At 62.4% G+C, this 12394-nt stretch carries 14 protein-coding genes; 11 read left to right on the top strand and 3 right to left on the bottom strand.

Annotated features, from left to right (window positions below):
- From AB3X94_RS33570 to AB3X94_RS33520, 11 genes are all read left to right on the top strand, one after another.
- Entirely contained in the window at nucleotides 1-1491 is a 1491-nt protein-coding gene (locus tag AB3X94_RS33570) for an NADH-quinone oxidoreductase subunit M (RefSeq protein WP_176109117.1), read from the top strand.
- Nucleotides 1492-1515: 24 nt separating this feature from the next.
- Nucleotides 1516-2988 carry an NADH-quinone oxidoreductase subunit NuoN gene (gene nuoN / locus AB3X94_RS33565; RefSeq protein ID WP_176109116.1) on the top strand — a complete coding sequence of 491 codons (1473 nt, stop codon included), beginning with the start codon at nucleotides 1516-1518 and terminating at the stop codon, nucleotides 2986-2988.
- On the top strand, nucleotides 2988-3284 hold the full coding sequence (locus AB3X94_RS33560; RefSeq protein ID WP_018420024.1) for a DUF2818 family protein: 297 nt from the start codon (nucleotides 2988-2990) through the stop codon (nucleotides 3282-3284). The genes nuoN and AB3X94_RS33560 overlap by 1 nt, the downstream gene beginning before the upstream one ends.
- A gap of 45 nt (nucleotides 3285-3329) precedes the next feature.
- Nucleotides 3330-3920 carry an NUDIX domain-containing protein gene (locus AB3X94_RS33555; RefSeq protein WP_368613757.1) on the top strand — a complete coding sequence of 197 codons (591 nt, stop codon included), beginning with the start codon at nucleotides 3330-3332 and terminating at the stop codon, nucleotides 3918-3920.
- Between the two features lie 292 nt (nucleotides 3921-4212).
- On the top strand, nucleotides 4213-4458 hold the full coding sequence (locus AB3X94_RS33550) for a hypothetical protein (protein WP_246392068.1): 246 nt from the start codon (nucleotides 4213-4215) through the stop codon (nucleotides 4456-4458).
- 63 nt (nucleotides 4459-4521) lie between these two features.
- Nucleotides 4522-5046: an AlpA family transcriptional regulator gene (locus AB3X94_RS33545; protein ID WP_176109115.1), complete on the top strand. Its 525-nt coding sequence runs from the start codon at nucleotides 4522-4524 to the stop codon at nucleotides 5044-5046.
- 216 nt (nucleotides 5047-5262) lie between these two features.
- On the top strand, nucleotides 5263-5688 hold the full coding sequence (locus tag AB3X94_RS33540; protein ID WP_013088951.1) for a DUF1178 family protein: 426 nt from the start codon (nucleotides 5263-5265) through the stop codon (nucleotides 5686-5688).
- Nucleotides 5689-5736: 48 nt separating this feature from the next.
- Entirely contained in the window at nucleotides 5737-6933 is a 1197-nt protein-coding gene (locus AB3X94_RS33535) for an acyl-CoA dehydrogenase family protein (protein WP_368590378.1), read from the top strand.
- Nucleotides 6934-6943: 10 nt separating this feature from the next.
- On the top strand, nucleotides 6944-8071 hold the full coding sequence (locus AB3X94_RS33530; protein ID WP_368613756.1) for an acyl-CoA dehydrogenase family protein: 1128 nt from the start codon (nucleotides 6944-6946) through the stop codon (nucleotides 8069-8071).
- 34 nt (nucleotides 8072-8105) lie between these two features.
- The gene (locus tag AB3X94_RS33525) at nucleotides 8106-8564 is read left to right on the top strand and encodes a MaoC family dehydratase (protein WP_368613755.1); all 459 of its coding nucleotides are present in this window, start codon (nucleotides 8106-8108) and stop codon (nucleotides 8562-8564) included.
- The gene (locus tag AB3X94_RS33520) at nucleotides 8561-9037 is read left to right on the top strand and encodes a MaoC family dehydratase (protein ID WP_176109111.1); all 477 of its coding nucleotides are present in this window, start codon (nucleotides 8561-8563) and stop codon (nucleotides 9035-9037) included. The genes AB3X94_RS33525 and AB3X94_RS33520 overlap by 4 nt, the downstream gene beginning before the upstream one ends.
- A 99-nt stretch (nucleotides 9038-9136) precedes the next feature.
- Here AB3X94_RS33520 and AB3X94_RS33515 read toward each other — a convergent pair whose 3' ends face one another.
- The 3 genes from AB3X94_RS33515 to AB3X94_RS33505 all read right to left on the bottom strand — a co-directional run bounded on the left by AB3X94_RS33515 (nucleotide 9137) and on the right by AB3X94_RS33505 (nucleotide 12388).
- Complete coding sequence (locus tag AB3X94_RS33515; RefSeq protein ID WP_176109110.1) at nucleotides 9137-9838, bottom strand: glutathione binding-like protein; 702 nt, start codon at nucleotides 9836-9838, stop codon at nucleotides 9137-9139.
- 126 nt (nucleotides 9839-9964) lie between these two features.
- Nucleotides 9965-11224, bottom strand: a complete 1260-nt coding sequence (locus AB3X94_RS33510) for an acyl-CoA dehydrogenase family protein (RefSeq protein WP_368590383.1) — start codon at nucleotides 11222-11224, stop codon at nucleotides 9965-9967.
- Nucleotides 11225-11281: 57 nt separating this feature from the next.
- Nucleotides 11282-12388, bottom strand: coding sequence for a phosphotransferase (locus AB3X94_RS33505; RefSeq protein ID WP_176109108.1), 1107 nt, complete (start codon nucleotides 12386-12388; stop codon nucleotides 11282-11284).
- Nucleotides 12389-12394: the final 6 nt, after the last annotated feature.

Below are 12394 nucleotides of genomic sequence, written 5' to 3'. Positions count from 1 at the left end.
ATGCACGCTTATCCGATTCTCAGCATCGCGATCTGGTTGCCGATCTTCTTCGGTCTGCTGGTCCTCGCGATCGGCAACGACGAGAACCCCGCTCCCGCGCGCTGGATCTCGCTGATCGGCTCTGTCCTGAGCTTCCTCGTCACGCTGCCGCTGATCACCAGCTTCGATTCGAGCACCGCCGACCTGCAGTTCGTCGAGCAGGCGAACTGGATCGAGCGCTTCCACATCATGTATCACCTCGGCGTGGACGGCATTTCGATGTGGTTCGTCTCGTTGACCGCGTTGATCACGGTGATCGTCGTGATCGCAGCGTGGGAAGTGATCACGAAGAACGTCGGCCAGTACCTCGCGGCCTTTCTGATCCTTTCGGGCATCATGGTCGGCGTGTTCAGCGCGGCCGACGGCATGCTGTTCTACGTGTTCTTCGAGGCGACGCTGATCCCGATGTACATCATCATCGGCGTGTGGGGCGGGGCGAACCGCGTGTACGCGGCGTTCAAGTTCTTCCTGTACACGCTGGCGGGCTCGCTGCTGATGCTGGTTGCGCTGATCTATCTGTACAACGAGACCGGCTCGTTCGACATCGCCACGTGGCAGCACGCGCAGATCGCGATGACGCCGCAGGTGCTACTGTTTATCGCGTTCTTCCTGGCCTTCGCGGTGAAGGTGCCGATGTGGCCGGTGCACACGTGGTTGCCGGACGCGCACGTGGAAGCGCCGACCGGCGGTTCGGTCGTGCTGGCCGCGATCATGCTGAAGCTCGGTGCGTACGGTTTCCTGCGCTTCTCGCTGCCGATCACGCCTGATGCGAGCCATTTCCTCGCACCGGTCATCATCACGCTGTCGCTGATCGCCGTGATCTACATCGGTCTCGTTGCGATGGTGCAGGCCGACATGAAGAAGCTGGTCGCATATTCGTCGATTGCGCACATGGGCTTTGTCACGCTCGGCTTCTTTATCTTCAATCAGCTCGGCGCGGAAGGCGCGATCGTGCAGATGATCTCGCATGGCTTCGTGTCGGGCGCAATGTTCCTGTGCATCGGCGTGCTTTACGACCGCATGCACTCGCGTCAGATCGCCGATTACGGCGGCGTCGTCAACGTGATGCCGAAGTTCGCGGCGTTCGTGATGCTGTTCGCGATGGCGAATTGCGGCTTGCCGGGCACTTCCGGTTTCGTCGGCGAATTCATGGTGATTCTGGCCTCCGTCCAGTACAACTTCTGGATCGCGAGTGGCGCGGCAGTCACGCTGATTCTCGGCGCGGCCTACACGCTGTGGATGTACAAGCGCGTGTACTTCGGCGCAGTCGCGAACGACCACGTGAAGAACCTGCTCGACATCGACCGTCGCGAATTTTTCATGCTGGCAGTGCTCGCCGCACTGACGCTGTTCATGGGCCTGTATCCGAAGCCCTTTACCGATGTGATGCACGTATCCGTGGAAAACCTCCTCTCCCACGTTGCGCAATCGAAGCTGCCGTTGCCTCAGTAACGACGAGCGGAGGAATTTAAGACCATGCAAAACGCCCCTATGACTGCTCTGTTGCCTGACGCATTGGTGATGTTCGCCATTGTCATCGCGTGGCTCAACGACACGTTCGTCGGCCCGGAGGGTCGCCGTACAACGTATTTCATCGCGTTCTTCTCGACGCTCGTCGCCGGGATCTGGTTCGCGGTGAATGCGTTCGACCCGCAAGTGCATTACTTCTTCGATCACATGTACGTGGTCGATCCGTTCGCCAACGTGATGAAGGCGGTGGTGTCGCTCGGCTACGCGGTGACGATCGTTTATTCGCGTCGCTACCTCGAAGACCGTAGCCTGTTCCGCGGCGACTTCTTCCTGCTCGGCATGTTCTCGCTGCTCGGCCAGATCGTGATGATCTCGGGCAACAACTTCCTGACGCTGTATCTGGGTCTGGAACTGATGTCGCTCTCGCTGTACGCGGTGATCGCGCTGCGTCGCGAAGTGGCGTCGTCGAACGAAGCGGCGATGAAGTACTACGTGCTCGGCGCGCTGGCTTCCGGTTTCCTGCTGTACGGTGTTTCGATGCTGTATGGCGCGACCGGCTCGCTGGACCTGAACGAAGTGTTCAAGGCGATTAACACGAGCCACTACGATCCGACCGTGCTGCTGTTCGGCGTGATCTTCATCGTGGCGGGCGTGGCGTTCAAGATGGGCGCGGTGCCGTTCCATATGTGGGTGCCCGACGTGTACCAGGGCGCACCGACGGCGATGACGCTCATCGTCGGTGGCGGTCCGAAGGTCGCGGCGTTCGCGTGGGGTCTGCGTTTCCTCGTGATGGGCCTGCTGCCGCTGGCGGTCGAATGGCAACAGATGCTGGTGATTCTGGCGGCGCTGTCGCTGATCGTCGGCAACATCACCGGTATCGTGCAGCGCAACGTCAAGCGGATGCTCGCGTATTCGGCGATCTCGAACATGGGCTTCGTGCTGCTCGGCCTGCTCGCCGGCGTGGTCGACCAGAAAACCACGGGCGCCGCGAGCGCGTACGGCTCGGCGATGTTCTACAGCATCGTCTACCTGATCACCACGCTCGGTACCTTTGGCGTCATCATGCTGCTCGCGCGCCGCGACTTCGAAGCGGACACGCTGGAGGACTTCAAGGGCCTCAATCAGCGCAGCGCGGTCTTCGCGTTCGTGATGATGATCATGATGTTCTCGCTCGCGGGTATTCCGCCGGCAGTCGGCTTCTACGCGAAGCTCGCCGTGCTGCAAGCAACGATGAACGCCGGCCTGACCTGGCTTACCGTGCTCGCGGTGATCACGTCGCTGTTCGGCGCGTTCTACTACCTGCGTATCGTCAAGCTGATGTACTTCGACGAGCCGCAAGACAAGTCGGCGATCGTGGCGGACACGAGCACGCGCGCGTTGCTCGCGTTGAACGGCGTCGCCGTGCTGGTGCTCGGTATCGTGCCGGATCCGCTGTTGCGCGCCTGCCTGCAGGCGATCCAGCACACGCTGTTGCTCTGATGTCCGCTGCGGGCTGGTTTATCGTGCTGTTGGCGCTAGTCGGCGCCAACCTGCCGTTCCTGAATCAGCGCCTCTTCGCCGCGGTGCCGTTGAAAGCGGCGAAGAAAAGCGCCTGGCTCCGGATTGCCGAATTGATCGTGCTGTATTTCGTGGTCGGCGCGCTGGGCTTTTTGCTCGAAGCGCGCGCGGGAAATCGCTTCGAGCAGGGCTGGCAGTTTTATGCGATCACGTTCGCCTTGTTCGTCGTGTTCGCTTTTCCCGGCTTTACCTTCCAATATCTCGTCAAACGCCGCTGACGGCGTCTCGCCGTCGCGCGCGCCTGGCTGTTCTGAGGTCCGCACATGGCTGAACTTCCCAATCACGACGCCGCGCTAACCGAGACTTGTATCGACAGCAAGACGGTCCATCAGGGGCCGTTCATGACGGTCAAGTACGATACGGTCCGACTCCCGGACGGCAAACATGCGACGCGCGAATACGTTCAGCATCCGGGCGCCGTCATGGTGATCCCCTTGTTCGATGATGGTCGCGTGCTGCTCGAAAGTCAGTATCGCTATCCGATGGGCAAGGTGATGGTCGAATATCCGGCCGGCAAGCTCGACCCGAACGAGGGCGCGCTGGCGTGCGCGGTGCGGGAACTGCGCGAGGAGACCGGCTATACCGCGCGCGAGTACGTGTACCTGACACGGATCCACCCGATCATTTCTTACTCGACCGAATTCATTGATATCTATCTGGCGCGGGGCTTGACCGCGGGCGAGCGCAAGCTCGACGAAGGTGAGTTTCTCGAACTGTTCACCGCGACCGTGGAGCAAGTGTCCGAGTGGGTGCGCACGGGCAGGATCACCGATGTGAAGACGATCATCGGTACCTTCTGGCTCGAGAAAGTGCTGTCGGGCACGTGGCCGACTGAGGCGCCCGAGACGGTGTAAGTTCGCGTCACCCGGTAGCTGATTTAACCAAGCCCCTGTTGGTCGATGACCGGCAGGGGCTTTGTCATTGGCTCCGCGGTTTCTTTCTGGCTCAACAAAATGCCGTTTCCTATGCCATCTGGCTGGCTCGTCGTGGCTCCGCCGGCCGGCTAGTATGAACCCTCCGATTACCGAGTCCGTCGTCGATTTTGTTTGGGATAACCGACGCTACTCATCGGAGTGATCTGATTCCGGTTCAATCATGGGTTGTCAATTGACAACTCGAAATTGAGCGGCTACATTGGAGGTGTCGATGGTTCGAGGAAGGCACAAGAAGAAAGAGATCGAGGCCGCATTGGCGTACGCGGAACAGCACGGCTGGCGCGTTCAGGACGGCGGAAGAGGTCATGCGTGGGGAAAAATCTATTGCCCGTACCAAGACGCCGAATGTCGGTGCGGAGAGTTCTGTATATCGAGCGTCTGGAGTACGCCGAAGAATCCCGGCAATCACGCCAGACACTTGCGGCGCATTGTCGGCAACTGCGCGGCACGGCGCTAGTGGGTTCGTAGGCAGCAAACAGGAATCGCAATAACCTGGGCTCAACAAAGACAGGAGTAACGTATGGAATATGTGTTCACGTTGAAGTACCGCCTCGCCGCGGAAGACTGCGATGCAGACGCAATCGTCGAGCGGTTGGGCGAAGCGGGGTGCGACGACGCCACGATTGGCGTCGGGCAACCAGGCCGCCTCGCGCTGCTTTTCACCCGTGAAGCCACGAGCGCATTCGAGGCTGTCACCAGCGCGCTCAAGGACGTGAAACGCGCTGTGCCGTCCGCGCAACTGGTCGAGGCAGGACCTGACTTCGTGGGGCTGACCGACGTGGCCGAAATGGCGGGAGTGTCGCGGCAAAACATGCGCAAGCTGATGCTGAACAACGCCATCGACTTTCCGCCCCCGGTCCACGAAGGCAGTGCGTCGGTGTGGCATCTGACCGACGTCCTCGAATGGCTGACCGCGCGCGGCGGGTACGAGATTGAGATTGGTGTCGCGGATGTCGCAAAACTGGCGAAGCAGATCAATCTGACGAAGGAGGCCCGTCAGATTGAACCGCGCGTGAGTCGTCAACTCGGCAATCTCGTGGTGTAGCGGTGCGCCGCAAGCGGGCTGGAGAACCGAGCAAGTGTGGCACCGGTTAGCGCTCGGGCCGCCTTCGGCAGCACATGCCGTAAAGCGTTAAAATCGCGCACCCACGTGATATTCCGTTGCGGCAGCTGGCGGCTGTGCGTCGGTCCTGAGGTTTTACGAACGATCGTTCACAAATATCCATTTTGCGCTAAACTGGCACGCAAGCCCTGATTCCACATGAAGGTCCTCGATTTACAGTGTCCGCATGGCCATCGGTTCGAAGGCTGGTTCGCTTCGGCTGATGACTTCGAGTCGCAGCAGTCCCGCAAGCTTGTCGAATGTCCGATCTGCGGTGCGCACGAGGTGAGCCGTTTGCCGTCGGCACCGCGTCTGAATCTGTCGGGCGCGACCGACTCAAAAGCGCCGGCGGGCATGGAGCAAATGCAGGCGCACATGATTCGCGCGCTGCGCGAGGTACTGGAGAAGACCGAGAACGTGGGCGACCGCTTCGCCGAGGAAGCGCGGCGCATTCACTACAACGAAGCGCCCGCGCGCAGTATTCGTGGTGTCACCACACCCGAGGATGCGCGTGCCTTGGTCGAGGAAGGCATCGAAGTGATGCCGCTGCCGGTCCCGGCTGCGCTGAAGGAACCACTGCAGTAGCGCGGTGGCTCCAGGCGGCTGGGTGGTGGCGGCCAGGAGACACTACGCATGAATCTGGACTATTCCCCCGCTGAAGACGCGTTCCGCGCCGACATCCGCGCCTGGCTCGAAGCGAATCTGCCTCGCGAACTAAGCGACAAGGTTCTCAATCACAAACGTCTTTCCCGCGAAGACTTCGCAAGCTGGCACAGGCTGCTCGGCACGCGAGGCTGGTCGGCGGTCGCGTGGCCGCGCGAATACGGCGGCCCCGGCTGGGACGCGACCCAACGACATATCTGGGAAGAAGAGTGCGCGCGTGTTGGCGCACCTACCGTGCTGCCTTTCGGCGTGTCGATGGTTGCGCCGGTGCTGATGAAGTACGGCAACGAGGCGCAGAAACGCCACTATCTGCCGCGCATTCTCGACGGCACGGACTGGTGGTGTCAGGGCTATTCGGAGCCCGGGTCGGGTTCCGACCTTGCGTCGCTGCGCACTCGCGCCGAGCGTGTCGGTGATCATTACGTGGTCAACGGTCAGAAGACCTGGACCACGCTCGGCCAGCACGCCGACATGATGTTCTGCCTCGTGCGCACCGACAGCGGCGCCAAAAAGCAGGAGGGCATCTCGTTCCTGCTGATCGACATGAAAACGCCGGGCATCACTGTGCGGCCCATCATCACGCTCGACGAAGATCACGAAGTCAATGAAGTGTTCTTCGAGGACGTCAAAGTCCCGCTCGACAATCTGGTCGGCGAAGAAAATCGCGGCTGGACCTATGCGAAATATCTGCTCGGTCACGAGCGTACCGGCATCGCGCGAGTCGGTGCGTCGAAGCGCGAACTGGTGTTTCTCAAACGTGTCGCGCTGAATCAGAAAAAGAACGGCAAGCCGCTGCTGCACGATCCGGTGTTTGCGGCAAAGGTCGCGAGTCTCGAAATCGAGTTGATGGCGCTCGAAGTCACCGTGCAACGCGTGGTGGCGAACGAGGCGGGCGGTCGCGGCCCGGGCCCGGAAGCGTCGATGCTGAAGATCAAGGGCACGGAAGTGCAACAGGGACTCACCGAACTGATGTTCGAAGCGATTGGTCCGCTGGCCGCGCCGTTCGACGTGCCGTTCCTCGAAGGCGAACGCGAGCACAGTCTTGCCGGCGACGACGATGCCGCGCCGCTTGCCGCGTACTACTTCAACTTCCGCAAGACGTCGATTTACGGCGGCTCGAACGAAATTCAAAAGAACATCATCGCGCAGATGATTCTCGGACTTTGAGGAGCGGCGCATGGACTTCACTTTCAACGACGAACAGCAGCAATTTGCCGATGCGCTGCGCCGCTATCTCGAGAAGAGCTACGGCTTCGAAGCGCGCCAGGCGATCGTGCGCTCGGAGGCGGGCACATCGGCCGATCATTGGGCAGCGTTCACCGAGTTGGGGCTGACCGCGTTGCCGGTGCCAGAAGCGCAGGGCGGCTTCAACGGCGGCCCGATCGACATGCTCGTGGTCATGCAGGAACTCGGTCGCGCGCTCGTCGTCGAGCCGTATTGGGCGACCGCGGTCGGCATCGAAGCACTGCGGCTCGCCGGCACCGGCGACGGCGAAGATGCCGCGCTGCTCGAACGGGCGGCCCAGGGCGAAGCCAAACTGGCCGTGGCGTTTCATGAGCCGCATGCCCGCTACGATCTGTTCGACCTCGCGACGACCGCGAGCGCGCAGGGCGTGCAGTACACGCTGAGCGGCAGCAAATCTGTCGTGCTGCACGGTGCGCAGGCGGACCACTGGATCGTGCCGGCGCGCCTCGATGGCGAGATCGCACTCTTCGTCGTCGCGCGCGACGCGACCGGCGTCACGCTTACCGAGTACCGCACCATCGACGGTCAACGCGCCGCAACCCTCGAACTCAACGGCACGCCCGCGCGCCGGCTCTCCGGCGAACATGCGGGGGCGGCAACGCTCGAGCAGATCGCCGACTACGGCACGCTGCTGCTGTGCGCGGAGGCGATCGGCGCGCTCGACGCGCTCAATCACGCCACCGTCGAATATACGAAAACGCGCCAGCAGTTCGGTCAGCCGATCGCGCGTTTCCAGGCGCTGCAGCACCGCATGGTCGAGATGCTGATCCACGCGGAGCAGGCGCGCTCGATCACGTATCTCGCAGCGATGCGCTACGCGAGTGAAGACACGAACGAGCGCCGTCGCGCGATCTCCGCGGCCAAGGTACGGGTCGGCCAGGCCGCGCGTTTCGTCGGTCAACAGTCGGTGCAGTTGCACGGCGGCATGGGTGTCACGAACGAAGTGGCGGCCGCGCACCTATTCAAGCGCCTCGCGATCATCGAGACCACGCTCGGCGACGTCGATCATCATCTCGCGCGGTTTGCCACGCTGCCCGGATTTGCGGTCGCCGAAGTCTGATCGGGCCGTTCCACCGAACCAAGGAGGTGCACTGATGAAAATCAGTTTCGAAGACATGGAAGTGGGCACGAGCCACGAAATCGGCAAGCACACGTTCACGCGCGAGGAGATCGTCGAGTTCGCGCAGAAGTTCGATCCGCAGCCGTTTCATCTCGACGAAGCCGCCGCGGCCGAATCGCCGTTCCGCGGGCTCGTAGCGAGTGGCTGGCACACGTGCTCGGTGATGATGGGCATGCTCGTGCGCAAGGTGCTGGCGGATTCGACGTCGATGGGTTCGCCCGGCATCGACGAGATTCGCTGGTTGAAGCCGGTGCGAGTCGGCGACACGATCACGATGATGAACGTCATCGTCGATAAGCGCGTGTCGCAGAGCAAGCCCGATCGCGGCATCGTGTCGACGCGCTGGGAGGGCATCAATCAGCACGGCGACACCGTGATCACGGTGCGCTCGAACGGCATGTTCGGCCTGCGCAATCCGGGAGCGGCGGCATGACGGCGAGCGCGGCGACGATCGCCGTTTTCGACAGTGCGGATGCTCTGCGCGCGCTCATCGGCGCGGAGCCGCTCGTCAGCGAATGGCTGAGCGTCGATCAGGACAGGGTCAACCGTTTCGCCGAGGCGACCGGCGATCATCAGTGGATTCACATCGATCCCGAGCGGGCCAAACGCGAATCGCCGTTTGGCGGGCCGATCGCGCATGGGTTTCTGACGCTGTCGCTGATTCCGGCTTTGCTCGGCAAGACGCTGAGAATCGAGCAGCGCATGGGCGTGAACTACGGCTTGAACCGCGTGCGTTTCATGTCGCCGGTACTCGTGGGGTCGTCGCTGCGTGGGAAGTTCGCCGTCGAATCGGTGACCGACGTAGACAACAACGGTGTCCAAGTCGCGTGGAACGTGACGCTGGAGCGTCAAGGCGGTGAACGACCGGTGTGCGTCGCGGAGTTCATCACCCGGCATTACTTCTAGCGCTCGCCCTTCGCAGGTGAACTGAAAAAGCGCGAGCCGGCAGGCATGCCGCTCGCGCTTTGTGTTTGTGTCCAGCCGCGTCAGCAAGACGGCGCGCAACTAGTGTTTCGCGTACTGCGTCGCGCCAAACAGAATCTCTTTCGCCTTGTCGTCCATCAGCGGCTCGCGCGCGGATGCGAGCACGTCGACGCCGCGCACGACCGCCGGCCGCGCGGCGATCTCTTCATGCCAGCGCTTCACGTTCGGCAACGAATCGAGATCGACGCCTTGATTGTTCCACGAACGGGTCCACGGAAACGCGGCGATGTCCGCGATCGTATAGTCGTTGCCCGCGAGGTAACGCGTCTTGCCGAGTTGCGTGTCCATCACGCCGTACAGGCGTCGCGCTTCGTTGGTGTAGCGATTGACCGCGTATTCGATCTGCTCGGGCGCATACACGCGGAAGTGATGCGTTTGGCCGAGCATCGGACCAAGCCCGCCCATCTGGAACATCAGCCATTGCAATGCCGCGTAGCGCCCGGCCGGGTCGGTCGGTAGAAACTTGCCGGTCTTCTCGGCCAGATAAATCAGGATCGCACCCGATTCGAATAGCGCGAACGGCCGTCCGTCGGCGGCTTCCGGACCTTCGGAATCGACCAGCGCGGGAATCTTGTTGTTGGGACTGATAGCGAGAAATTCGGGCTTGAACTGGTCACCGGCACCGATATTCACGGCATGCACGTTGTAGGGTAGGCCCGTCTCCTCGAGCATGATATGAACCTTGTGGCCATTCGGGGTCGCCCAGCTATAGACATCGATCATCCTGGCTCCTTGTTCGTCAAAGCGGCGCCGCAAAGAGGGCGCCGCCGTTGTCGAAAATTAGAGCATAGATCGCGCGATGCTGCTTGCAGTGACCTCAACGGCCGCACTCGCTTTGGGCCGAAGCACTCAAACCCGCGTGACCGGCATTTCCACGCGAGCCGCCGCACCCGCATCCATATGACGCGCGAGTTCGAGCTTGGCGATCGCGTTGCGGTGCACTTCATCGGGGCCGTCGGCGAAACGCAGCGTGCGCGCCGACGCATACGCATACGCGAGCGGGAAATCGTCGCTGACACCGCCGCCGCCGTGCGCCTGAATCGCCCAGTCGATCACCTGACACGCCATGTTCGGCGCGACCACCTTGATCATCGCGATCTCGCCGCGCGCGCCCTTGTTGCCGACGGTGTCCATCATATACGCGGTCTTCAACGTGAGCAGACGCGCCTGCTCGATCATGCAGCGCGCTTCGGCGAGACGCTCCTGCGTGACGCCTTGCGACGCAACCGGCTTGCCGAACGCGACACGTTGCAGCGAGCGCTTAGCCATCAGTTCGAGCGCGCGTTCGGCGAGACCGATCAGGCGCATGCAGTGATGGATGCGCCCCGGGCCGAGACGGCCTTGCGCGATTTCGAAGCCGCGGCCTTCGCCGAGCAGCAGGTTGGTGGCGGGCACGCGCACGTTGTCGAGCGTGATCTCCATGTGGCCGTGCGGCGCATCGTCGTAACCGAACACCGTGAGCGGACGATGCACGGTGATGCCGGTGGCGTCGGCGGGCACGAGGATCATCGACTGCTGCTGATGGCGCGGCGCGTCGGGATCGGTCTTGCCCATCACGATATAGATCGCGCAGCGCGGGTCGCCCGCACCCGACGACCACCACTTGTGGCCGTTGATCACGTAGTGGTCGCCATCGCGCACGATGCTGGTCTGGATATTCGTCGCATCCGACGACGCGACCTCCGGCTCCGTCATCAGAAACGCCGAACGGATCTGCCCTTGCAGCAGCGGTTCGAGCCACTCGCGCTTGTTGTCTTCGCTGCCGTAGCGCTCGATCGTCTCCATGTTGCCGGTGTCCGGCGCGTTGCAGTTGAACACTTCGGGCGCCCAGGGCACGCGGCCCATGATCTCGCACAGCGGCGCGTATTCGAGATTCGTCAGGCCGGCGCCGCGCTCCGATTGCGGTAGGAACAGATTCCACAGGCCGGCATCGCGCGCCTTCTGCTTCAGCTGTTCGATCAGTTCGGTGGGTACCCACGCGTTGCCGTTCTGGCGATTGCGCGCGATCTCCGCATAGAACGCCTGCTCGTTCGGGTAAATGTGCTCGTCGAAAAAGGCGAGCAGTTTTTCGCGCAACGCCTGGACCTTCGGGGTGTAATCGAAATTCATCTGGGACCTCGCGGGTAACGGACTGCGAATAATCGGAAGCAGGGCGAGCCCTCGTGCCTAGAGAACCTTCTGCGCGTAATGCCAGGCCAGTTCGGCCATCGGCTTCGCGCGCCGGCCGGCGTCGAGCGCCTGCGCGCTCGACGCGGTACCGTCGACGGCGCGCTTCATGATCCCTTGCAGGATCGCGGCGATGCGGAACATGTTGTAGGCCAGATAGAAATTCCAGTCGCCACGAATCTCGAGGCCAGTGCGTTGGCAATAACGCTCGACGTACCGCGCTTCATCGGGAATGCCGAGCGCGGCCCAATCGAGTCCCGCGATGCCGCGGAACTGTGCCGGGTCGACATGCCACGCCATGCAGTGATACGCGAAGTCGGCGAGCGGATCGCCGAGCGTCGACAGTTCCCAGTCGAGCACCGCGAGCACGCGCGGCTCGTTGCGATCGAAGATCAGGTTGTCGAGCCGGTAGTCGCCGTGCACGACCGACACGCGCTCGTTCGTTTCAGCCGGCATATGCTGCGGCAGCCAGTCGATCAGCCGATGCATCGCGTCGATCGGTTCGGTCTCGGATGCCAGATATTGCTTGCTCCAGCGGCCGATCTGGCGCGCGAAGTAATTGCCTGGCTTGCCGTAGTCGGCGAGGCCGGCGGCGGCGACGTCGACGCTGTGCAACGCCGCGATCACGCGATTCATTTCGTCATAGATTGCGGCGCGCTCGGTCGCCGTCATGCCGGGCAGCGATTGGTCCCACAGCACGCGGCCTTCGACGAACTCCATCACGTAGAACGCGCGGCCGATCACGCTTTCGTCCTCGCACAGTGCGAGCATCCGCGCGACCGGCACGTCGGTGCCGGCGAGCGCGTGCATCACGCGATATTCGCGTTCGATCGCATGCGCGGACGGCAGCAGCTTCGCGGCGGGGCCGGGCTTCGCGCGCATCACGTACGAGCGCTTTGGCGTGATCAGCTTGAACGTGGGATTGGATTGTCCGCCCGCGAATTGCTCGAGCGTGAGCGGTGCCGCGAAGCCGTCGACATGTCCTGCCAGCCACGCGGCGAGCGCGTCGTGGTCGAAACGTTGCCGGTCGTTGACCGGGCGGGTGCCCTCGAAAGCCGAGTAGTCCTGTCTGCCTGCGGGTTCGCCGGTCTGCGTGGCTTGCGCCATGTGTCT

The sequence above is a fragment of the Paraburkholderia sp. BR10923 genome, from assembly GCF_040948765.1.
Classification (GTDB): Bacteria; Pseudomonadota; Gammaproteobacteria; order Burkholderiales; family Burkholderiaceae; genus Paraburkholderia; species Paraburkholderia youngii.
The sequence above is the reverse complement of the archived record's forward strand: the minus strand, read 5'-3'. Positions and strand labels throughout refer to the sequence as shown.